This is a genomic window from Halobacillus halophilus DSM 2266 (assembly GCF_000284515.1).
Classification (GTDB): domain Bacteria; phylum Bacillota; class Bacilli; order Bacillales; family Halobacillaceae; genus Halobacillus; species Halobacillus halophilus.
In genome coordinates this window covers 2,710,265-2,734,586 of record NC_017668.1, presented here as the reverse complement: position 1 = coordinate 2,734,586, position 24,322 = coordinate 2,710,265, and the positions used below count along the sequence as shown (strand labels likewise).

Annotated in this window: 19 protein-coding genes; 16 read left to right on the top strand and 3 right to left on the bottom strand. The window is 40.5% G+C overall.

Annotated elements, in window-relative coordinates; translation table 11 throughout:
* Positions 1-17: 17 nt before the first annotated feature.
* Positions 18-965 (top strand): DHH family phosphoesterase, encoded by a 948-nt coding sequence (locus HBHAL_RS13555; protein WP_014644005.1) that lies wholly within the window; start codon positions 18-20, stop codon positions 963-965.
* 25 nt (positions 966-990) lie between these two features.
* Here the strand turns inward: HBHAL_RS13555 and ytrI are convergent, their stop codons facing one another.
* Complete coding sequence (ytrI, locus tag HBHAL_RS13550) at positions 991-1,488, bottom strand: sporulation membrane protein YtrI (protein WP_014644004.1); 498 nt, start codon at positions 1,486-1,488, stop codon at positions 991-993.
* Complete coding sequence (locus HBHAL_RS13545; protein WP_014644003.1) at positions 1,488-1,820, bottom strand: YtrH family sporulation protein; 333 nt, start codon at positions 1,818-1,820, stop codon at positions 1,488-1,490. The genes ytrI and HBHAL_RS13545 overlap by 1 nt, the downstream gene beginning before the upstream one ends.
* 123 nt (positions 1,821-1,943) lie before the next feature.
* Between HBHAL_RS13545 and dnaE the strand changes: the two genes are divergently transcribed.
* From dnaE to HBHAL_RS13505, 8 genes are all read left to right on the top strand, one after another.
* The gene (gene dnaE / locus HBHAL_RS13540) at positions 1,944-5,303 is read left to right on the top strand and encodes a DNA polymerase III subunit alpha (protein ID WP_223254205.1); all 3,360 of its coding nucleotides are present in this window, start codon (positions 1,944-1,946) and stop codon (positions 5,301-5,303) included.
* A 125-nt stretch (positions 5,304-5,428) separates the two neighbouring features.
* Entirely contained in the window at positions 5,429-6,667 is a 1,239-nt protein-coding gene (locus HBHAL_RS13535; RefSeq protein ID WP_014644001.1) for an NAD(P)-dependent malic enzyme, read from the top strand.
* Between the two features lie 83 nt (positions 6,668-6,750).
* A complete protein-coding gene (locus HBHAL_RS13530) occupies positions 6,751-7,347 on the top strand; it encodes a FadR/GntR family transcriptional regulator (protein WP_014644000.1) in 597 nt (198 codons plus the stop codon).
* A 100-nt stretch (positions 7,348-7,447) separates the two neighbouring features.
* Entirely contained in the window at positions 7,448-8,308 is an 861-nt protein-coding gene (gene accD / locus HBHAL_RS13525) for an acetyl-CoA carboxylase, carboxyltransferase subunit beta (RefSeq protein ID WP_014643999.1), read from the top strand.
* Complete coding sequence (accA, locus tag HBHAL_RS13520) at positions 8,305-9,267, top strand: acetyl-CoA carboxylase carboxyl transferase subunit alpha (protein ID WP_014643998.1); 963 nt, start codon at positions 8,305-8,307, stop codon at positions 9,265-9,267. The genes accD and accA overlap by 4 nt, the downstream gene beginning before the upstream one ends.
* Before the next feature lie 243 nt (positions 9,268-9,510).
* Positions 9,511-10,470, top strand: a complete 960-nt coding sequence (gene pfkA, locus HBHAL_RS13515; RefSeq protein WP_014643997.1) for a 6-phosphofructokinase — start codon at positions 9,511-9,513, stop codon at positions 10,468-10,470.
* Positions 10,471-10,501: 31 nt separating this feature from the next.
* Positions 10,502-12,265, top strand: coding sequence for a pyruvate kinase (pyk, locus tag HBHAL_RS13510; protein ID WP_014643996.1), 1,764 nt, complete (start codon positions 10,502-10,504; stop codon positions 12,263-12,265).
* Between the two features lie 294 nt (positions 12,266-12,559).
* On the top strand, positions 12,560-12,952 hold the full coding sequence (locus HBHAL_RS13505; protein WP_014643995.1) for an FxsA family protein: 393 nt from the start codon (positions 12,560-12,562) through the stop codon (positions 12,950-12,952).
* A gap of 35 nt (positions 12,953-12,987) precedes the next feature.
* On the opposite strand, the gene ytvI is transcribed toward HBHAL_RS13505, so the two are convergent.
* On the bottom strand, positions 12,988-14,097 hold the full coding sequence (gene ytvI, locus HBHAL_RS13500) for a sporulation integral membrane protein YtvI (RefSeq protein ID WP_014643994.1): 1,110 nt from the start codon (positions 14,095-14,097) through the stop codon (positions 12,988-12,990).
* A 249-nt stretch (positions 14,098-14,346) separates the two neighbouring features.
* Between ytvI and citZ the strand changes: the two genes are divergently transcribed.
* The 7 genes from citZ (at position 14,347) to polA (ending at position 24,321) form a co-directional block, all read left to right on the top strand.
* Positions 14,347-15,462, top strand: a complete 1,116-nt coding sequence (citZ, locus tag HBHAL_RS13495) for a citrate synthase (RefSeq protein WP_014643993.1) — start codon at positions 14,347-14,349, stop codon at positions 15,460-15,462.
* A gap of 113 nt (positions 15,463-15,575) precedes the next feature.
* A complete protein-coding gene (gene icd, locus HBHAL_RS13490; protein WP_014643992.1) occupies positions 15,576-16,850 on the top strand; it encodes an NADP-dependent isocitrate dehydrogenase in 1,275 nt (424 codons plus the stop codon).
* A gap of 27 nt (positions 16,851-16,877) precedes the next feature.
* Positions 16,878-17,816, top strand: coding sequence for a malate dehydrogenase (gene mdh, locus HBHAL_RS13485; protein ID WP_014643991.1), 939 nt, complete (start codon positions 16,878-16,880; stop codon positions 17,814-17,816).
* 77 nt (positions 17,817-17,893) lie between these two features.
* On the top strand, positions 17,894-18,370 hold the full coding sequence (locus HBHAL_RS13480) for a MaoC family dehydratase (RefSeq protein ID WP_014643990.1): 477 nt from the start codon (positions 17,894-17,896) through the stop codon (positions 18,368-18,370).
* A 636-nt stretch (positions 18,371-19,006) separates the two neighbouring features.
* Positions 19,007-19,702 carry a response regulator transcription factor gene (locus tag HBHAL_RS13475; RefSeq protein WP_014643989.1) on the top strand — a complete coding sequence of 232 codons (696 nt, stop codon included), beginning with the start codon at positions 19,007-19,009 and terminating at the stop codon, positions 19,700-19,702.
* The gene (pnpS, locus tag HBHAL_RS13470) at positions 19,703-21,451 is read left to right on the top strand and encodes a two-component system histidine kinase PnpS (protein WP_014643988.1); all 1,749 of its coding nucleotides are present in this window, start codon (positions 19,703-19,705) and stop codon (positions 21,449-21,451) included.
* 224 nt (positions 21,452-21,675) lie between these two features.
* The gene (polA, locus tag HBHAL_RS13465; RefSeq protein WP_014643987.1) at positions 21,676-24,321 is read left to right on the top strand and encodes a DNA polymerase I; all 2,646 of its coding nucleotides are present in this window, start codon (positions 21,676-21,678) and stop codon (positions 24,319-24,321) included.
* Position 24,322 lies beyond the last annotated feature (1 nt).

The window sequence follows — 24,322 nt, the reverse complement described above, 5'->3', positions numbered from 1 at the left end:
TAGAGAGGGTTTTGTTAATGAGTATAAAGGCTATTGCGGAAGCGATAAAAAAATATCCAAAGATTATTATCCATCGGCACGTAAGGCCTGATCCGGATGCTTATGGGTCCCAGGCAGGACTGGCAGAGATGATTAAGGCAAGTTTCCCGGATAAGAATATATTGATTACAGGGGAAGAAGAACCTTCATTACATTTTTTTGCGCGGATGGACTCCGTCCCTGATGAAGCTTATCAAGGTGCACTAGTGATTGTTTGTGATACTGCCAATCAGGCACGAATAGATGATCAAAGATACAAAGACGGTGATCTTCTCATAAAGATTGACCATCATCCAGAGGTGGATCGATATGGAGATATCCAGTGGGTGGATACATCGGCAAGCTCCACTTGTGAAATGATTTATCATTTGTACACTCAATGGAATGAAGAATTATTTACTTTGAATGAACAAGCCGCCCGATTAATCTATGGAGGTATTGTCGGTGATACCGGGCGTTTTTTATTCCCTAGTACAACACATAGAACACTTACGTATGCTGCCGAGTTAGTAAATTATGAATTTGACCGTCCAGCCCTCTATAATGAACTATATAAAACTCCTGTTAAAGTCGCTAAACTTAAAGGGTATGTACTGCAGAACTTCACAGTCACCAAAGCTGGATGCTCTACGGTAGCATTACCAAAGCGAGTATTGGAAGACTTTGAGGTGACGGCTTCAGAAACTAGTATGCTGGTTGGATTGTTGGGCGATATCGAGGGTGTAATGGCCTGGGCGTTCTTTGTAGAGGAAGACAATATTATCAGGGTCAGACTTCGTTCTAAAGGCCCGGTTATTAATGAAATAGCAGCGAACCATGACGGAGGCGGACATCCTATGGCTGCCGGAGCTTCAGCTTCCTCATGGGAGGAAACGGAAGAGATTTCCAGAGAGCTTGAAGAGGTTTGTATGAACTATAAAAACTAGCAGGGTTGCCCCTGCTGGTTTTTGTTTAACGTACAAGTTTAATTTCCAGATGAATTTTTAGGACCTGCGATGCAATTAGCTTTGCTACTTTTAGTTCGTAAGTAAAATCGTCAACTACATAATTTTTATTTTCTATCGTAGATATAATTAGGTCGACTTGATCAGCCACGACCTTCAAGTCTTTACCAGGTACTGATGTAAGCTGTTCCTTGACGAGGGTAGTCAGCTGATGCTGAGTCAGAAGGTCTATCTCTAATTTTTTTGCGTTTGTGTAAGAAACGGAAATATCCACTACAGTAAATGGCTGATTTTCCGTTTCTTCTTTTTGATTATTAAGCATTCCTTCGTATTTGGCTTCCATTTCGCTTAATTTGGAATTAAGTTCGATATGTTCCTCAGTATATTTCTCCTGCAGCTGTCCATATATGAATAGAAAAAACAAGTATCCTATAACTGCTCCAAATACCATCCCTGCAAAAAAACGCCTCCACTCTTTCTTCCTATACAGTGGCGGGATATGCATCAGGTCACTTCCTCTCCAAGCAGCCACTCAAATAATAATAGTGCTGCTTTGACACCTCCCATAGCTGCTACGATGATCATGACTTGTTTGAACAAATCAAAGGTAGATCCATCAAAAATTCCTTTTTCAAAGTTGCTTATTGCATCGAACGTGCCACCGATAGCCGCCACAATCGCCCAGATTCTAAGCCCTTTTGCAATACGGAACATGGCAGTTAAAGGAGCTTCCCCTGTTACATAGCTTCCGATACTTCCGATAATAGTGCCCCCTACAATAACCCCAAATGCGATAAAGAAGCATTGAGTCATGGATATGATTAAGCGGTCGTCCATCTTGTCCCTCTTTTCGCCAGCTTGTTTTTGTGTTGTTATTATGAAAATATGGTGTGTACAGAGGAAATATGCAGGAGGCTTTCAAGTCGCATCTCATCCCGCTATAATTGAGAAGGAAAGAAGGTGAAGACGGTGGCTTTTACTCACTTAAATGTTCAAAGCGGATATAGTTTAATGAAGAGTACTGTGAAAATTGACTCATTGGCAGAGAGGGCAAGTGAGCTGGGATTTCAAGCATTGGCTTTGACAGATGAAGAAGTGATGAGTGGAAGTGTGGCATTTTATCAAGCCTGTCAAAAGCGAGGGATTAAGCCGCTTATTGGTATGAAGACCAGCTTGTACTCGGACGGAGGAGATTTTCCTGTACTTTTTCTGGCTAAAAACTATAAGGGTTATCAGAATTTAATGAGATTAAGTTCTTACATACAAACACAAAAAGAGTCTCTGCCTTTATCCTATATGAATTCATATAAAGATGGGCTGCTCGCAATAATTATGACCTCTTCCTCTCCCTGGGCTGAACCACTATCCAGGCGTGAGTTCAGTGAACTGGAACGTGGGCTGGAGTATTGGAAATCCATTTTTTCATCAAATGACCTCTATCTAAGTATAAAAGACCGTGATCTTCATTCAGAAAGGCAGATTCACCAGCCATTAAAAGAGTGGACTTCTGATAAACGGCTCTCAGTGGTTGCTGTAGGAGAAGTTAAATATCTAAAACAAGAGGATGCATCAGCTTATCAAGCGCTTCAGGCTATAGAAGAAGGGAAAAGGCTGGCATCAGATGCAGAAGAAAGAGTTCAGCATGAATATTTAAAATCAAGTGATGAAATGGAAAATTTATTTAAGGACTGGTGGCCTGAAGTCATTGAGCAGTCTGCTAAGATTACTGAAAAATGTGATCTTCAAATGTCACTGGATCAGCAGTTAATTCCTTCCTATCCAGTTCCTGAAGATAAGAGCGCGGACGACTATTTAATGGAATTGTGTTATGAGGCGTTAGATGAAAAGTACCAACAAAGAAGAGTAGTAGCCCAGGAACGATTGGAACATGAATTAAATGTTATCACCTCGATGGATTTCAGTGATTATTTTCTAATTGTCTGGGACTTTATAGCTTATGCACGGCGGCAGGGAATTCATGCCGGACCAGGCAGAGGGTCGGCGGCAGGTTCTATCGTCGCTTATCTTTTAAACATTACTCAAATTGACCCTCTAGAGTATAACCTATTATTTGAGAGGTTTTTAAACCCTGAAAGGGTGAATATGCCGGACATAGATATTGACTTTCCTGATCATAGAAGAGATGAAGTGATCGAGTATGTTAGCCGTAAATATGGAGAAAAACATGTAGCTCAAATCTGCACGTTTGGTACATTCGCTGCAAGGAGTGTTTTAAGAGAGTTGTTTAAAGTGATGGCAGTAGATGAAAGCGACTCGGCTTATATATTGAAGCATATTCCAAAAGGCACGAGTGACGGACTCGTTCAGATTGTGCAAAGGTCGGAACCTTTAAAAGAATATATAAGAAGTTCTCTTCCATTAAAAAAATTATTCCATATAGCCGCCAAACTTGAAGGACTTCCTCGTCATGTTTCCACACATGCAGCAGGAGTTGTCATTAGTCAAAAACCTTTAGTGAATTACACAGCCCTTATGAATGGACAGAGTGAGGTCTATCTTACACAAATGGCCATGGGGGATTTAGAAAAAATAGGCTTATTAAAAATTGATTTTCTTGGGCTGAGAAATCTTACTTTTTTAGAAAAAATGGAAAGTAAAATAAGAAAATATGAAAATCATGACTTTTCTCTTTCCCATATTCCATTAACAGATGAACCTACTTTTAACTTATTAAAAGAAGGAAGAACGAATGGCGTTTTTCAACTTGAATCACAGGGCATGAAAAGTGTTTTAAGAAGGCTAAAGCCTTCCCACTTTGAAGATGTTGTGGCTGTTAATGCTCTTTATCGACCAGGTCCTATGGATTATATACCTGTTTATATTAATCGAAAGCATGAAAAAGAAGAAATACAATACCCTCATCCGGATTTAAAACCGATTTTAGCCTCTACTTTTGGGGTATTGGTTTATCAAGAGCAGATTATGCAAGTAGCGCAAAAAGTTGCTGGCTATAGTCTGGGCCAGGCGGATTTATTAAGAAGGGCAGTAAGTAAGAAGCAGTCTCAGGTGCTGCAGCAGCAAAGAAATGAATTTATAGCCGGGGCTTTAAAGAATGGATATGACGAGACAGTGGCTTACGAACTTTTTGATTGGATCGTAAAGTTTTCTAATTATGGGTTTAATCGAAGTCATGCTGTGGCGTACAGCTTTATCTCTTACCATCTGGCTTACCTTAAAGCCCATTACCCCTCTTACTTCATGGCAGAATTAATTAATGCAAATAGCGGTGATCGAGAGAAGCTGGCTGCTTATATTCGTGAAGCTCGCGAGCTTAAGGTTTCCGTGAAGGCTCCTTCCATTAATAGAAGCTACATGTCCACCCAGAGTGAAGGCAGTGGGATAAGGATTGGTTTGACGGCCATAAAAGGGGTGGGATATCAGGCTGCTCAGGCTATTCTTGAGGAAAGAAGAAATGGTGCGTATAAACACTTGAATGATTTTTGTTTAAGAGTTATTTCCAGTTCAGTCAGCCGTGCTGTTATTGAATCACTCATTATAGCGGGAGCATTTGATGAACTCAATACGAACCGGGCAAGTCTGCTTGCAAGTATTGACCAAGCCCTTGAGCAAGGGGAGCTTTTTAAAGAATTTCAGGATCAGCCAGGTATGTTCAGTGAAGATATAGATATGAAGGAACCGGTAAGCGTAGACCCGTTTCCAATTTTAAAAAAATTAGCCATGGAAAAAGAGTTGCTTGGAACGTATCTATCCGAGCACCCGCTGGAATACCATCGCAAATCTCTTCGTAAAAAAGGGGTTCTATCCTTACAGCAATCATTATTGACGAGCAGATCCCGGAAAATCACAACGGCCGCCGTAGTAGAAGCTATAAAAGAAATTAGAACAAAACGGGGAGATCCTATGGCATTTATGACGATTAGTGATGAAACAGCGGAAATGGAAACTGTGCTCTTTCCAGAAGTCTACAGAGGTGCAAAAACTTGGTTGTCTGAACAAATGCTGATCATCGTCTCAGGGAAAGTAGAAGAAAGAAATGAACGTGAGCAGCTGCTCATTTCTGAAATTTCCAAGTTTGAGATCGAAAGTTTGCCCTCGGAAACAAAGGATCGTTTGTTTATTAAGTTGGATAAACCCAAGGAATACCAGGCATTGGAGCACTTAACAGAGGCTGCAAAGTATTTCCCGGGTAATACCCCTGTATTGTTATTCAGGACAGAAGATAGAAAAACCTATCAGCTGGATGAAAATTATTCCTTGAATCCATCCAGAGAATGTCTTCAAATGCTGGAGCAATATTTTGGACCTTCCTCAGTGGCTCTGCGTCGCAACAAGATATGAACATGTCTCAGTCCATGCTTTTGTATTTCCTTTACACTAGCAAGTCATCTGTTATAATTAAGAAGTTAATGGTGGTCTGACCACCTGGAGCGGTTTATACTAATTGGTTAAAGGAGCGTGTAGTCGTGTCGAATTTGCGAGATGAAGCACTGCATATACATCGTGTCAATAAAGGAAAACTGGAAACCCATTCCAAGGTCCCTGTAAGGAATGCTAAGGATTTAAGTTTGGCTTATTCACCAGGTGTAGCTGAACCATGTAAGGAAATTTATGACCATCGGGAAACTGTCTATGACTACACCATGAAAGGGAACATGGTTGCCGTTGTTAGTGATGGATCGGCTGTACTTGGTCTTGGTAATATTGGACCGGAAGCTGCACTTCCTGTAATGGAAGGCAAAGCCGCATTATTTAAAAGTTTCGCCGGGGTAGATGCTTTTCCAATCTGTTTAAACACAAGAGATGTCGATCAGATTGTTCAGACTGTTAAGCTGATGGAACCAACGTTTGGTGGCGTGAATCTAGAAGATATCGCTGCTCCAAACTGCTTTATCATAGAAGATCGACTCAAGAAAGAAACTAACATTCCTATCTTTCACGATGATCAGCACGGCACAGCGATCGTGACAGTTGCGGGTTTAATGAATGCCTTAAAAGTAACTGGAAAGTCTTTCTCTGATATTAAAGTAGTGGCAAATGGAGCTGGTGCAGCAGGAATTGCCATTATTAAGCTTCTTTACCATTTCGGTGTACGGGACATTATCATGTGCGATTCTAAAGGTGCGATCTTTGAAGGACGCGATTACGGCATGAATGATGTTAAAGACGAAATAGCTAAGATCACAAATAAAGATCGGTTAGAAGGAAAGCTTTCTGAAGTAATGGAAGGGGCAGACGTGTTTATAGGTGTTTCAGTAGGCGGGCTTTTATCAAAAGAAATGGTTTCTCGCATGAATGACGACTCTATTATATTCGCCATGGCTAATCCTGAACCAGAAATTATGCCGGAAGACGCAAAAGAAGCTGGGGCCCGTGTAGTTGGAACAGGTCGGTCAGACTTTCCCAATCAGGTAAATAATGTGTTAGCGTTCCCAGGTATATTCCGTGGAGCTCTCGATGTACGTGCGACTCGAATTAATGAAAAAATGAAAATAGCTGCAGCTGAGGCAATTGCTTCCCTTGTAAGCGAAGAAGAATTGAACGCAGACTACGTGATTCCTGCGCCTTTTGATACTCGAGTAGCTCCGGCAGTAGCAGCAAGTGTTGCTAAAGCTGCCATGGAATCTGGTGTGGCCAGACATCATGTGGACCCTGAAGAAGTTGCAGAAAAAACTAGACAAATGACTTTAATTGAAGAGCAATAATACAATTGGAGAAAGGCATCCGCTTTTCTCTTGTTACATATATTTGAATTGCTCTTCAACTGAAAAAGGGGTGTACAAGGTTCGTGACCCGATCGCATCAAGGGAAAGTATATGAAGGTGTTTTATACCAATTAAAGTCTTATATTGATGAAAATCAATTAAAACCAGGAGATAAATTACCTTCAGAGCGTGAGTTAAGTGAACAGTTAAATGTTGGCAGATCATCGATTAGAGAAGCTTTTCGTGCCATGGAGCTGCTTGGGTTAATAGAGACTAAGCGTGGGGAGGGTACTTATATACGTGCTTATCGCCCCTATCATATGGTTGAATTATTATCGAGTTTCCTTTTAAATGAATCAAGGACCAGGGAAGAATTATTGACGGCTAAGCAGATGATGGAGAAGGAAGTCTTATTTATCCTTGTTGGAAAGGTCGCGGAAGGGCAAAGGTTGAAACTGGAGCAAATAATGGTAAAAGAAAATGCAAAAGAGAGATATCAGTCTTTCTTTACCTTCTTATTTGAACTTTGTGACCGCCCACTGCTATTATCAATGTGGCAATTCATATCCGGATTCGCACTTGCAAGAGAGGAGATCCAATATGAAGCTTGCTGGTATAAACAAGTGATAGAGATAATAAAAAATGGAGATAAAAAAGATATACTTATGCTTTATCCTTAAGGGTGGTTTGTCGTAATGGTTCGGCAAATACGCGTGATTATAGCAGTGCTATTTTGTATATTTGATAGAAAGGAAGCTTTGTCCCAAAGGAGGAATCACCTTGCTAAGAGATTTTTTCAGCAAGAAAAAACGCTATGCATCCATCCCGCGACAAGAAGCGAAAAAGGATGTACCTGAAGGTCTTATGCAAAAGTGTCCAAATTGTCAAAAGATCTTTTATAGAAAAGAATTAAATCGGAACATGAATGTTTGCCCTCACTGTGATCATCATCACCGTTTAAATGCTTATGAAAGGTTGGAGCATATATTTGATGAGGATACTTTTGAAGAATGGGACAAGCATATGATTTCAAGCAATCCATTAGGCTTTCCTGATTATGAGGAAAAGCTTGAAAAAGATCGCTTGAAATCAGACTTGAATGAAGCCGTTGTTACTGGCAGAGCTCAATTGAACGGCTTGGATACAGCGGTAGCTGTTATGGATGCCCGTTTTCGTATGGGAAGTATGGGGTCTGTAGTTGGTGAGAAAATTACGAACGCTATTGAGAAAGCAAGGAAAGAAAAAATTCCATTTATCATTTTTACTGCTTCTGGCGGTGCTAGAATGCAGGAAGGTGTGCTGAGTTTAATGCAGATGGGTAAGACCTCTGTAGCTCTCCAGCGGTTGCACGCAGAAGGTGGATTGTTCATTTCGGTTATGACCCATCCTACAACAGGTGGGGTTTCAGCGAGCTTTGCTTCACTAGGGGATTATAATTTCGCGGAGCCTGGAGCATTGATTGGTTTTGCCGGTAGAAGAATCATTGAGCAGACTATTCGTGAGAAGTTACCAGATGACTTTCAGACCGCTGAATTCTTGCTGGAACATGGACAGCTGGATCGTGTGCTGCATCGTCATGAATTGAAAAAAACACTTGGAATGGTCTTAGAAATTCACCATCCAGGAGGTGAAAAAACGTGAAGCATATACTTGAGTTTGAGAAACCGGTAATTGAGCTGCGTGAAAAAATTGCAGAACTGAGACGCATGACTGAAAACAGCGAAATGGATCTGAGCGAAGAAATTATAACCTTAGAGAAACGTTTGGAAAAGCTGGAAGTCGATGTCTATGATCGTATGCAGCCTTGGGACCGAGTTCAAATGGCAAGGCATCCTGAGCGTCCGACAACTCTTGACTATATTGAATACATCTTTTCCGACTTTCTGGAGCTTCACGGTGACCGCTTATACGGGGATGACGCTGCGCTAGTGGCAGGCATTGCTAAATTTAAGGGAACTCCCGTTACCGTCATTGGACATCAGCGCGGAAAAGATACAAAAGAGAATATTAGAAGGAACTTTGGCATGCCTCATCCTGAGGGGTACCGAAAAGCTCTTCGTTTAATGAAACAAGCTGACAAATTCAAACGTCCAATTATTACTTTTATTGACACGAAGGGAGCTTATCCCGGAAAGGCAGCAGAGGAGCGGGGACAAAGCGAAGCTATTGCGCGGAATCTTATGGAAATGGCAGGTCTTAACGTTCCCATCATCTGTGTTGTGATCGGAGAAGGAGGAAGCGGGGGAGCGCTTGGTCTCGGAATAGGGGACCGGATTTATATGCTTGAGAACTCGACTTACTCTGTTATTTCTCCTGAAGGTGCGTCGTCTATACTTTGGAAAGATGCAGGACTAGCCCAGCAGGCTGCTGAATCTATGAAGATTACGTCCTATGACTTAAAAGAATTAAATGTAATTGATGAAGTCATACCTGAAGTCAGAGGTGGAGCTCATCGTGATGTAGAATATCAGGCAAGTGAAATTGAAAAAGTTATTGAGTCATCACTAAAAGAACTCTCATCTTTGGAAAACAGCCAATTATTAGAAGAACGATTTAATAAATATAAAAGTATTGGCGATTATGCGTTTCTTGATTTATAATGAACACGGTATAAATGAATATCAGCCAGTATGAAGAAGTCGCACATCAAGAAGTGCGACTTTTCCCATCTTAGGAGGATGGTAACGCTATCAAACCGAATTTTTAAGACTTGAACCACTTATCTTTTACATTTTACTTATTTGTACAAACTAGATGTAAGAGAGAATCTTGTGAGTTCAGAAGGTTTCAAAAGTTCCATGATTGGGCACAAACCAATTAGTAAATAATTTGAGGTGATTCTAATGAAAAAAATTGGTGTACTTACAAGCGGCGGCGACGCTCCAGGCATGAATGCTGCTATTCGTGCCGTTGTGCGTAAAGCTATCTACCACAATGTAGAAGTATACGGAATTAAGTATGGGTACCAGGGGTTAATCGATGGCAGTATTGATAAAATGGAACTAGGCTCCGTAGGCGATATTATTCAGCGCGGAGGTACGAAGCTGTATTCAGCCCGCTGTGAAGAATTTAAGACCGAGGAAGGCCAGCTGAAGGGCATTGAACAGATGAAGAAGCACGGCATAGAAGGACTGATCGCCATCGGTGGTGACGGGACCTTTATGGGTGCTAAGAAATTGACTGAAAAAGGTTATCCGTGTATTGGTGTACCTGGAACAATAGATAATGATATTCCGGGAACCGATTTTACAATTGGCTTTGATACTGCTTTAAACACGATTATTGATGCTATTGACAAGATTCGTGATACGGCTACTTCTCATGAGCGCACCTATGTTATTGAAGTTATGGGACGTAATGCAGGAGACTTGGCTTTGTGGGCTGGACTGGCCGATGGAGCGGAGAGCGTATTAATACCAGAATTTGAAGATGAATTCAATGATGTTATCGACCGCTTAAAACGTGGACATGAACGCGGAAAGCGTCACAGCATCATCATCGTTGCAGAAGGAGTCGGAAGTGGTGTTGATTTTGGGCGCAAGGTTAAAGAAGCCACAGATCTAGAGACGCGAGTGACAGTTTTAGGACATACCCAGCGAGGCGGATCTCCGTCAGCCTCAGACCGTGTCCTTGCCAGCCGCCTGGGTGCTCATTCTGTAGACCTTCTATTGAACGGAAAATCAGGGCGCATGGTTGGTATACAACAAAACAAATTAGTCGATCATGATATAGTAGAAATTCTCAACACCAAGCACCAAGTGGATCTAGATATGTATCGTCTTTCTAAAGAATTATCAATATAATATGAATGATGGATCAGAGGAGGAAATAAGTATGTTTAGAAAAACAAAAATCGTTAGTACGATTGGACCGGCTTCTGAATCAGTTGAGAAATTAAGTCAACTAATTGAAGCAGGAATGAATGTTGCTCGTTTGAATTTCTCTCATGGAGATTTCGAAGAACACGGAGCTCGTATTAAAAACATTCGTGAGGCATCTGCCTCCACAGGTAAAACGGTAGCTATATTATTAGACACGAAAGGTCCTGAAATACGGACAGGTACGCTAAAAGAAGAAGAAGTTTATTTGGAAAAAGGATCTACTGTCTATGTTTCAATGGATGATATCCAAGGGGATGCAGAGCGCATCTCAGTCACGTATCCAGGTTTGATTAATGATGTCCAGCCAGGCTCAAAAATATTACTGGATGATGGTTTGGTAGAGTTACTTGTAGAAGAAATCGACAAAAAAAATAACGAAATCAAAACAACTGTCTTAAACAATGGTCCTTTGAAAAATAAAAAAGGTGTCAATGTACCTAATGTAAGTGTAAACTTACCGGGGATTACGGATAAAGATGCGAAGGATATTGAGTTTGGAATTGAACAGGGAGTAGACTTTATCGCCGCTTCTTTCGTACGTCGTGCTTCAGACGTTCTTGAGATCAAAGAACTATTAGAAAAGCACGGAGCGCTGGATATCCAAATTATCCCTAAAATTGAAAATCAGGAAGGCGTTGATAACATCGACGAAATCCTGGAAGTAAGTGACGGCCTAATGGTAGCGCGTGGAGATTTAGGTGTTGAGATTCCAGCGGAAGATGTCCCTCTTGTGCAAAAACAACTTATTCACAAATGCAATAAAGCTGGAAAACCAGTTATTACAGCTACTCAAATGCTGGACTCTATGCAAAGAAATCCTCGTCCAACTCGTGCAGAGGCATCAGACGTTGCGAACGCTATCTTTGATGGAACAGACGCGATTATGCTTTCTGGCGAAACAGCAGCAGGGGATTATCCTGTTGAATCCGTTCAAACGATGCACAATATTGCCAGCAAAACGGAGACAGGCTTAAATTATAAAGCGATCCTTGATGAGCGTTCTAAGCACAGTGATATGACGATAACGGATGCAATTAGTCAATCTGTTACTCATACGGCCATTAATCTTGATGTAAATGCTGTGGTGACTCCAACGGAAAGCGGTCATACAGCCAGGATGATTTCTAAATATCGTCCAAGAGCACCAATTGTAGCTATCACTTCAAGTGAAGCTGTTAACCGTAAGCTTTCTCTCGTATGGGGAGTTTATGCTGTGATGGGACCACGTGCTCAATCTACAGATGATATGCTTGATGTAGCGGTTGAACGCAGCTTAGCATCTGGAGTTGCTACTCGTGGTGATCGTGTGATTATCACTGGTGGAGTACCAGTAGGTGAAAGTGGAACAACAAACCTTATGAAAGTGCATGTAATAGGAGACGTACTTGTTAAAGGACAAGGCGTTGGCCAGAAAAGCGCCTATGGACGAGCTGTTGTAGCTAAGGATCCTAAAGAAGCGATTGACCGTGTAGTAGACGGAGATATTCTTGTCACTCATGGAACAGATCGTGATATGATGCCTGCTATAGAAAAAGCTGCAGGTCTGGTTACAGTAGAAGGCGGATTAACATCTCATGCTGCAGTAGTAGGTTTGAGCCTTGGAATTCCCGTTATTGTAGGAGTGAAAGATGCTCTTAGTATAATTTCTGACGGGAATGATATAACTATTGACAGTTCACGAGGAGATATTTATGAAGGGCATGCTAGTGTCCTGTAAATACTAAAAGAAGGGAAGTGTTTACACTTCCCTTTTTTTTTAGCTCATCTAAATGCTGTGGTCCGCTTTTATAGTTTATAGAGAGGGATTCATCTATGCAGCGCTGAAGTGGAATATTCAGATTCTAAACTGCTAAAAATATTCTAAATGAATCTAGTTTATGTAACGTGGAGCCATTTTTACAGCCAGAGTCATCATAGCAAAGAGTATGGGTATTTCCTTTAATGTACTTAACTTTAAAAGTGCTGAAACTCCAAGTATAATAGAAGAAAAGAGCTGGAAAGGGACGATAATATGTTTCGCTGGTTATTACTGTTTATTCTGATTGTCCCGGCACTTGAGATCGGTTTACTCATTGGGGCTGGAAACTGGATTGGACCCTGGTGGGTTATATTACTGATCATCCTTACAGGAGTTATAGGAGCGTGGCTTGCGAAACAGCAAGGTTTAGAAACGATCAGAAACTTCCAAAATTCGATGTCGAGCGGACAAATGCCTCAGGATACTCTATTGGATGGTGCCTGTATATTAGTAGGAGGGGCCGTTTTACTGACTCCTGGATTTATTACTGATGCCATAGGGTTTTTATTATTAATTCCTCCCACTAGAGCACCCATTAAACGTCTTATTAAAAAAATAATTTCAAAAATGATGGATAAAGGCACCATCACTATTTATAGAAGATAAAATGGTCCCCCCTGTTTCTTTATGAAATAGGGGGGTTAGTTTCCTTTAATAAAATGCCACGTGTAATTAAAAATTCCAGTAGTATGAAGAACCTTTAAAAACACAATAACTAAAGGACTAAGTATCATTCCATATACGCCAAAAATTTGAAAACCTAGAAACATACCTGCTAATAATAAGATTGGGGGTACGCCGAAATGGTTAGCGAGAATTTTAGGCTCAAGTGTCTGTCGAACGATTAGGACTACCATGTATATAATCGAAAGACCAATGGTCATCTGGAATTGTCCTGTGAAAAATTGATAAAAAATCCACGGAATAAAAATGCTGCCAGTCCCAATATAGGGAATGATATCTACTATGGAAGCAGCCATGGTAATCGTAAGTGCATTTGGGGCTTGAATAATAAATAAGCCTATCCCGATGATAGCAGTAGATATACCTACAAGAATAAACTGGGCTCTAATGATACCTTTAAAGGTGGACTTAAGTTCCGTTGGAAATCTCCTGGTTTTTTCGAGATAACGGGCGGGTATGATACGAGTAAGGCTGCGAATAATCATTTCCCAATCCTTACATATAAAAAATATGGCCAGCATTAAAATTAGCATAGTGGTAATAGAGGAGGGCAGGCTGGTCAATCCACGAATTAGACTTTGAAATAAGGTTTCTAACATCTGGACGCCTGTAGCTGCTGCCTTTACTTTTATTATCTCTATATAATCAAAAATAGAACTTTGCTGCTCAGTCGATAATTTAAGAATAACTTGTTCGATTCTATAAAGTATAGGTGTGAACCAAATGGTGAACTGGTCGATGGAATGGTTCACCAGGTTACCAAAGTGTACAGGAGCTGCTATGGCCAGACGCTGAATGCCTTTAATTAGTTCAGCTATGACTAGTGTAAGCAGCGAAGCTGTAAGAAGTGTTAGTAAGAACAAAAGCGATAGTACGGCCAGGGTTCTGGGGAAATGTAATCTTTTTTCTAAAAGTTGAATAAATGGTTGAAGAGCACCTGAAATTAAAAAGGCAAGAAGAAAAGGGTATAAATATATCCAAGCTCCAATAATTAAAAATATACTGGACAGTATAAGAGTGATCACAAATAGGAAGCGGAAGAACTGGTGAAAAACGGGGTTGTCCATGTGAACCTCACTTTCTAGTGACTTTTCATTCAGGGTCAGCTTTTTTATGGAAAGCGTTATTTAAAAAAAGGAATTCCCTATGAAATTTCGATAAATTCCCTTAAATTAAACGGTTTCAATTCACATTCAACTCAGAATACTTTATAATTGTCTTTGGGGTTCATTTCCTAATTATTTCATATAAGTACATGAAACGTTTTCTTGCCGCTTGGGCCGAAAACATCGGACATTTTTAAAAGGAGAGATTGTATGTCATCAACCAAAGGTCTTGAAGGAATTACAGCAACTGAATCATCGATCAGTTCAATTATTGACGATAAATTAACCTACGTTGGTTACGATATCGATGATCTAGCAAATAACTCAAGCTTTGAAGAAGTTATTTATCTTCTTTGGAATCAGAAACTTCCAAACAAAGATGAACTGAATCAATTTAAATCTGATTTAATCTCAAACATGGACATCCCTCAGGAAGTAGTAGATCATCTCAAATCTTATGATCTATCTACAGTGCATCCCATGGCTGCTTTACGTACCGCAGTTTCCATGCTCGGCATTCATGATCCTGAGTCGGATGTAATGGAAGATCAAGCTAATAAAGACAAAGCTCTTCGAATTCAAGCAAAAATGCCTACAGTTGTTACGGCCTTTGCTCGTATCCGTAATGGGGAGGAGCCAGTTTCTCCTAAAAAAGAATTAAGTTTTGCAGCTAACTTTTTGTATATGCTGAATGGTAAAAATCCTGAAAATATTGAAGTCGAAGCATTTAACAAAGCGCTAGTATTACACGCAGACCATGAATTAAACGCTTCAACGTTTACGGCCCGTGTTTGTGTGGCAACACTATCCGACATTTACTCAGGCGTAACAGCTGCTATTGGTGCTTTAAAAGGACCTCTCCATGGTGGAGCCAATGAGCGTGTTATGAAAATGCTTACGGAAATTGACAGCGTTGAAGATGCGATTCCTGCTATAGAAAAGAAGCTGGAAAACAAAGAAAAAATCATGGGTATGGGACACAGAGTTTATCAATCCGGCGATCCTCGCGCGAAGCATTTAAAAGAAATGTCTCGTGAGCTGACCAAGCTGACAGGACACTCTAAATACTACGAAATGTCTATTAAAATTGAAGATTACATTAAAGAAAATAAAGGACTTCCAGCAAATGTGGATTTCTATTCTGCATCGGTTTATCATAGCCTTGGAATCGATCATGATATTTTCACACCGATCTTTGCGGTCAGCCGCGTTTCCGGTTGGTTAGCTCATATTCTAGAACAATATGCGGATAACCGCTTGATTCGTCCTCGTGCTGAATATGTAGGACCTAAGGGACAGACTTACACACCAATTGACGAACGTTAAGAGAGGGGACGCTAAGCTTCCTCTTCTCTTTGCTTTTTCTTCTATATAATTTAACGTATGATAGAAGAGGATATTACATCCCATTTTATGAAATAAATTTAGGAGGGTATATTTTGACACAATCTGAGAAAATCACAGTAGAACAAAACGGAGAATTGAACGTACCTAATCGTCCAATCATCCCTTACATTGAAGGTGACGGTATTGGTCCGGATATTTGGGCAGCTGCCAGTCGTGTAATTGAAGCTGCAGTAGATAAAGCTTACAACGGGGAAAAATCTATTGAGTGGAAGGAAGTATACGCTGGTCAGAAGTCTTATGACAAAAGCGGAGAATGGCTGCCAGACGCTACATTAGATACAATTCGCGATTACAAAATTGCAATCAAAGGACCCCTGACGACTCCGATCGGCGGCGGAATCCGTTCACTTAACGTAGCCTTACGTCAAGAACTTGACTTATTTACCTGCCTGCGTCCGGTACGCTATGTAGAAGGTGTACCATCACCTGTTAAACGTCCAGAAGATACAGACATGGTAATCTTCCGTGAAAATACAGAAGACATTTATGCCGGAATCGAGTGGCAAAAAGGTACACCTGAAGTTAAAAAAGTTATAGATTTTCTTCAAAATGAAATGGGTGTACATAATATCCGTTTCCCAGAAACTTCTGGAATTGGTATCAAGCCTGTATCTGAAGAGGGTACGAAACGTCTAGTTCGTGCATCTATCGATTACGCTTTAAATGAAGGCCGTAAAAACGTAACACTAGTTCATAAAGGAAATATTATGAAATTCACCGAAGGTTCCTTCAAAGCATGGGGTTACGAAGTAGCTGAAGAGGAATACGGAGATAAAGTATTCACGTGGCTGGAATATGATCGAATCGTTGAAAAAGAAGGAAAAGAAGCAGCTAATAAAGCACAGGATGCTGCAGAAGCAGAAGGTAAAATCATTGTAAAAGATGCGATTGCAGACATTTTCCTACAGCAGATTTTAACTCGTCCAAAAGAGTTTGATGTAGTCGCTACCATGAACCTGAATGGGGATTATGTTTCAGATGCGCTTGCAGCTCAGGTTGGCGGAATTGGAATTGCGCCAGGTGCAAACATTAACTTTGAAACAGGACACGCTATCTTTGAAGCTACGCATGGTACAGCTCCGAAATATGCAGGCATGGATAAAGTAAATCCATCCTCTGTTATCCTGTCTGGCGTGCTTATGCTTGAGCACCTTGGCTGGAGAGAAGCGGCAGATTTAATTTCTAAATCCATGGATAAAACCATCGGAAGCAAAGTGGTAACGTATGACTTTGCACGAATGATGGATGGTGCTAAAGAAGTGAAGTGTTCTCAGTTCGGTGACGAACTAATTAAAAATATGGACTAATCGCTGATTAAAAAGGAGCTGGGTAATATGGCTATTCGCAGAAATAAAATATCCGTGATCGGTGCCGGCTTTACTGGTGCTACTACTGCACTTATGGCAGCCCAGAAAGAATTGGGAGATGTTGTACTGGTCGATGTCCCTGATATGGAAGACCCTACTAAGGGCAAAGCTTTAGATATGTTAGAAGCGAGTCCTGTACAAGGGTTTGATGCCAAAGTAAAAGGAACTTCTAATTATGAAGATACTAAAGGCTCTGATCTGGTGATTATTACAGCGGGAATTGCTCGAAAGCCTGGCATGAGCCGCGATGATCTTGTTGCGACGAACTCGAAGATCATGAAAAGTGTAACAAAAGAGATCGTGAAGTATTCTCCAGACTGCTACATTATTGTATTAACTAATCCAGTTGATGCGATGACGTACTCTGTATTCCAGGAAGCAGGGCTACCGAAGAATCGTGTTATTGGCCAATCTGGAGTCCTGGATACTTCGCGCTTCCGCACCTTTGTAGCGGAGGAACTGAATGTTTCCATAAAAGATGTCACCGGTTTTGTCCTGGGTGGTCATGGAGATGACATGGTCCCATTAACTCGCTATTCTTTTGCAGGCGGCATTCCGCTTGAAAGATTAATTTCTAAAGAACGTCTTGATGCGATAGTGGAACGTACAAGAAAGGGAGGCGGAGAAATTGTAGGTCTGCTTGGAAACGGAAGCGCCTACTACGCTCCAGCTGCTTCACTTGTGCAAATGGCAGAGGCGATTTTAAAAGACCAGCGCCGTATATTGCCAGCTATAGCATACCTGGAAGGTGAATATGGATATGATGGCATTTATCTTGGAGTTCCTACCATCCTTGGTGGAAATGGAATCGAAGAAGTCATTGAGCTTGAATTAACAGAAGATGAAAAGCAGCAGCTCGACCAATCAGCAGACTCTGTTAAAAATGTGTTAAATGTATTAAAATAAGAGTGTAAAGGATTCGGGGCTATCCTCGAATCCTTTTTTACACAACTGACAGAAAACGCTTTCAAAGAGGTGATTTAATGTTAAGTAAAAAAAGAAAATTAGGAAAGAAGATGAACGACTTACAGGCAGGCGATCTGTTCACTACTTCTGCAACAGTTGAAGACCGGGATCTACTTATGTATCTAGGACTTACAGATGATGCAAACCCTCTGTATATTCAGCACGATTATGCCTCGCAAACTCCATTTAAACGTCCTATTGTGCCCACGGTTATGGTATTTGGGATGGTTTCTTCCATAATATCCATGCACCTCCCTGGGCCGGGCAGTCATATTGTTTCTCAAGAAATCTCATACCCGAAACCCGTTTACCACTACGCTGAAGTACGCTTTAGAGCAGAGGTTACATCTGTGAATAAGGATAAGCATCTTGTTACGATTCAAGTCACTGGCTATGATGAGGAGGGGGATGAAGTAGTTCGGGGTACTTTAGAGGTGAAGCCGCCATATGAACCCAATTCCATGAATGCTCATTCTCTTGAAAACTTTTATTAAAAACCTGATTGAGACCTTCCTTGAGGGTCTCTTTCTTTTGGGAGAGACCTAAAGAGGAAGATCTTATTGTCGATAATTTGAATAAACAGTTTTTTAAAATGGGCTCTGTTAAAGTTTAATGTTGATATTTCACAAGAGCCTTATTACGCAATAGGGCTGGATAGTTGAAGACTCCGTTTCGAGATATTTATTGAGCGGAAGGTCCTGCGGGGACGATTTCGCTTTCCGCGGGCATGTGCTGAGTCTCCTCGAGCAGCTCTGCGGGGTCTCACCGTTCCCCCATAGGAAAGCGAGCTATTTCCCCACCATCCCTCTTCCACATAGAGTAACGGACCCTATTTATCTCGAAACTGAGGCTAAAACAAACGGAAGCTTAACCTTAAATTCAACACGGGAGTGTAATAGAGCCTTTAAATTAGAGCATCTTTCACTTTTCAGGGAGTAAAATGCAAATATAGAGATGCCCTCTTTTTAACGACCATCGTGCCGTGATAGAAACAGCTTAAGGAGCGTTAAAGTACCTAAATTAAGCAAATGAATGATTTATTAAGTTTAAGTAAAAATTATTAACATCCATATCCAAATTGTAAAGTTCATTGTATTATGAAATTAACTTGTAGGTTGGGGTGATGAGAAGTGGATCAGAAGATTTTGATTGTTGACGATGAAGAATCCATCGTAACGTTACTTAAATATAATATAGAACAGGCTGGTTTTGAAACAGAAGTTGCTTATACGGGTACGGATGCTTTAGAGAAAGCATCTGTTACTTCTTTTGATTTGATTGTATTGGACGTTATGCTCCCTGGAATGGATGGGATGGAAGTATGTAAGAAATTGCGTCAAATGCAAGTGGATACACCTATTTTAATGCTTACTGCAAAAGATGATGAATTTGATAAAGTTCTTGGCTTAGAATTAGGGGCTGATGATTATTTAACTAAACCGTTCAGTCCAAGAGAAGTTGTAGCCAGGATTAAAGCTATATTACGCCGCATGCTTCGTGAACCTGCAGAGGTGGATGAAACTCATATAAAAGTTGCGGGTCTCTCTATTTATCCGGAACAATATGAAGCGACGATTAATGAAGAGCCTCTGACTTTTACGCCTAAAGAATTTGAACTTCTGCTCTATTTAGCTAATAACCTTGGACGTGTTCTTTCAAGAGATCAACTTCTTCGTGCTGTCTGGAATTATGATTTTGCTGGTGATACAAGGATTGTGGATGTTCATGTAAGTCATTTACGGGAAAAAATAGAACCAGAGACCAAAAAGCCGGTCTATATTAAAACCATTCGAGGACTTGGATACAAAATGGAGGAACCAAAGTAAATGTCATCTAATACGAGACCGTTAATTACCTACACAATTTTAGTTGTCATTGTGATGGTGGGTCTTGGAATCCTTTTAGCTCAGCTGACACGAACCTATTTCATCAATATTTTTGAAGACCGTGTAGCCGTTGAGAGTCAGTACTTTTCTACTTATCTTGAGAGATATGCGAAGGATAATGATATTAGTCAGGAAGAACTCTTTAATTTCAGTGAACAGCTGAACACAGGTATGGTGTTTGAATCTGATAATGGTGAAATACTAGTGGATACTGTCGAAGCGATCCCCATCATATCCGAAAATGAAAAACAAAGAGTCTTAAATAGTGTCGACAGCAACGGCTCGCAAGAGGGTCAATTAATTGGAGATTTATTTTATTATACGACCAGTATAGAAGTGAATAATACGGAGGGAACCTTGACTCTTCTCTCACCTGTTAAATCGTTAACGAATATTACAAAGAATATCTGGCTGTTAATAGGGGTCACGTTATTCTTAGGTCTTTTAGTGATATTTGTTATTGGATTTAATGTGTTTTCTAAATACATTCGTCCGATTCGTTCAGCTGCCAACGTGGCAACCGAACTTGCAAAAGGGAATTATAAGGCTCGAACATACGAGGGTCACTTTGGTGAAGCCGGCCAGCTAAGCCGCTCCATTAATATTTTAGCTAGAAATCTTCAGGAAATGACCAGTACTCAGGGGATGCAGGAAAATCAGCTTGAAGCCGTTATTAACAATATGGGAAATGGGCTTGTTCTGATTGATGAGAAAGGATATATTCTCCTTGTAAATCGCGCCTTTTTGGAAACGTTTAAAGGAGAGCCGGGTGAATACATCAGTTATTTATACCATGATGCCATACCTTATACCGCGATTCATGAAACTGTGAAGAAGATCTATATGTTTGAGGAAACCGTTAGTGAAACGTTTGTTTTGCCGGTGAAAATAGATCGTAAACATCTGGAGGTGACCGGCGCTCCTATTTTTAGTGAAGATCGTAAGTGGAAAGGCGTTGTACTGGTATTTCACGATATATCAGAACTTAAACAACTAGAACAAATGAGAAAAGATTTTGTAGCTAACGTTTCCCATGAGTTGAAAACGCCTATTACTTCTATAAGGGGCTTTTCTGAAACGCTTTTAGATGGAGCAATGAAAGATGAGGCTATGCTCGAACAGTTCCTTCATATCATTCTAAAAGAAAGCGGGAGGCTTCAATCACTCATTCAAGACCTTCTTGAACTCTCTAAATTAGAAAGAGAAGATTTTAACTTGAATATTGAACAAGTTAATATTCAACGGTTGTTATCCGATCTTCTTCCTATAGTTCAACAGCATGCTGACCAAAAGGAAGTTCATTTAACAACAGAGGTAGAAGGGAACACAATGATCGAAGGAGATTCCAGTCGTTTAAAACAAGTCTTTATGAATTTATTGACCAACGCGATTAATTACACCAAAGTAGATGGAAACGTTTCGTTGATCTTTAAGGATAAGGATGATCGAATTTTAGTTTCAGTGTCGGATAATGGTGTAGGGATCCCGCAGGAAGAGGTTTCCCGCATTTTTGAACGGTTTTACCGTGTAGACAAAGCAAGAAGCAGAAATTCAGGAGGGACTGGCCTCGGTCTTGCTATTGTGAAGCACATTGTTGAAGCTCACCACGGAAATGTGCATGTAGACAGTGTCGTAGATGAAGGCACAACCTTTCACGTGGAAATTCCTAAGCAATTTACACAATCTTAATAATGATTTAAATGTACATTCATATTTCTTTGGTAATATTACTATGAAACCCTTTCATCCAAGGTGTTTTCTCTTTTAGGCAGAAGCTTCCCTCGCTTCTGCCTCTTTTTTGTTACCGAATTTATATTAACAGTGTAAGAATAACGGAGGTCTTTTTTTCTTCTCACTACTAAACATGGTAGAATGAACAAAAAGGCGTTTTTTATTATTGAAGGAGTGAGTTCATGGCTGAAAAGGTTGTATTAATTGATGGAAACAGCATAGCCTATCGGGCATTTTTTGCGTTGCCTTTATTAAATAATGATAAAGGTGTGTATACGAACGCGGTATATGGCTTTACTACAATGCTATTGAAAATATTAGAGGAAGATCAGCCGGACCATTTATTAGTGGCGTTCGATGCTGGAAAGACAACTTTCAGGCACGAAACTTATAGTGAGTATAAAGGTGGACGGCAGAAGACTCCTCCGGAATTATCCGAACAGTTTCCAGTTCTAAAGGAACTCCTTGATGCTTTCGGGGCTAAGTATTATCAGCTTAACCAATATGAAGCAGATGATATTATTGGTACAATCGCTGATCAGGCCGGGCAGGATGGATATGAAGTCAAAGTAATTTCCGGAGATAAAGACCTACTTCAATTGGTAACGGATCGGGTAAGTGTGAGCCTGACGAAGAAGGGGATTACGAATGTGGATACATACGACCCTTCTTTCATGGAAGAAAAAATGGGGGTCCGTCCTGACCAGATTATCGATTTGAAAGCACTTATGGGAGATAGTTCTGATAATATACCAGGTGTGCCCGGCGTAGGAGAGAAAACAGCCGTAAAACTGCTCAAGCAATTCGATACCATTGACCGCCTTTATGATAATCTGGACCAGGTCAGTGGTAAAAAGTTAAAAGAGAAGCTGGAAAACCATAAAGAAGATGCGTACATGAGCCGCAAGCTTGTAACGATTGAGAGACACGCTCCTATAGAAATAGAATTAAAGGATTTAGGTTATCAAGGATATCAATCCACTCAGGTGAGCCACCTGTTCAAAGACCTGGGTTTTCAGTCATTATTGTCAAGAGTTCAAGAAGGCGGTATAGAGGACGAAAGTGAGGCTGCTGAACCTTTTCCAGATATTAAAGTGGAAGTTGTAGAAGACTTTGAAGACGACATGTTTACAGGTAAGGAAGCCTTAGTTGTTGAGATGCTTTACGATAACTACCATCAGGCTGCTGTTGAAGGAATTGCAATTATTAATGAATCAAATAAGTATGTGATTTCAATGAATAATGCAAAAAATTCAAAAGGTTTTAAGAAATGGGCCGAAGATGATAAAAAAGAAAAATGGGTGTTTGATGCTAAGCGTACAGTGGTAGCTCTTATGCGTCATGATGTAAACATTAAAGGCATTCAATTTGATCTCTTATTGGCTTCTTATTTAATAAATCCAGCGGAAAACCACCATGACATTCCTGCTATTAGTCATCGGATGGGGGAAAGCAAAGTTAAATATGATGAAGAGGTTTATGGAAAAGGAGCTAAAATGAAGCGTCCTGAAAATGATAACGACTTCCACGAGCATATTAGCAGGAAAGCTGACATGGTGTATAAACTTAAAGACACAGTGGAAAATGAACTGAAAAATAAAGAACAGTACAATTTGTATATGGATTTAGAGATGCCGCTTGCTTTAATTCTTGGGAGAATGGAGCATAGAGGAGTTCTTGTAGACCAGAAACGTCTAGAGGAAATGGGCGCTGAATTAGAAAGCAGACTGACTGCTATAGAAAAAGATATTTTTGAGCTTGCCGGAGAATCTTTTAATTTGAATTCTCCGAAACAGCTTGGTCCCATTTTATTCGAAAAGCTGAACTTGCCGGTTATTAAGAAAACGAAGACCGGGTATTCGACCTCTGCTGATGTGCTTGAACAATTAGAAGATCAGCATGAAATTATTTCCAGTATTTTAATGTATCGTCAATTGGGTAAACTGAAGTCCACTTACATTGAAGGACTGCTTAAAGTGATTAACGAGGATACTCATAAGATTCATACGCGCTTTAATCAAGCCTTAACTCAAACTGGACGTCTAAGTTCAACTGAACCTAATCTTCAAAATATCCCCATTCGGTTAGAGGAAGGGCGCAAAATTCGCCAGGCCTTTATCCCTTCAAAAGAAAATTGGGTTATTTTTGCTAGTGACTATTCTCAAATTGAACTTCGTGTACTCGCGCATATTGCACAAGATGAGAAACTGATTGAGGCTTTCCGCGAAGGGCAGGACATCCACACGCAGACAGCAAGTGAAGTGTTTGGTGTTGCCAAGGAAGACGTGACGAGTGAAATGAGGAGACAGGCTAAAGCAGTAAACTTTGGAATTGTTTATGGAATCAGTGATTACGGATTATCCCAAAGTCTCGATATTCCGCGTAAAGAGGCTCAAGCTTTCATTGATAAGTACCTGGAGAGCTATCCAGGGGTTAAAACCTATATGGAAGAGACGGTTCAGGAAGCAAAACAGGTCGGTTACGTTACCACCTTTATGAATAGAAGGAGATATCTCCCTGAGCTGACCAGCCGTAATTTCAACCGTCGTAATGCGGCAGAGCGTACCGCTATGAACACGCCTATTCAAGGAAGTGCGGCAGACGTAATTAAAAAAGCCATGATTGATCTCGAAAATCGACTAGCCGAAGAGAACTTGGAGGCAAAGATGCTGCTGCAAGTCCATGATGAATTGATTTTAGAAGCACCCGAAGAAGAAGTGGAACAGTTGAAAGAAGTCGTTGCATCAGTAATGGAACAGACGGTGAAACTAGATGTTCCATTGAAAGTGGATTATTCATATGGATCTACCTGGTATGATGCAAAGTAAG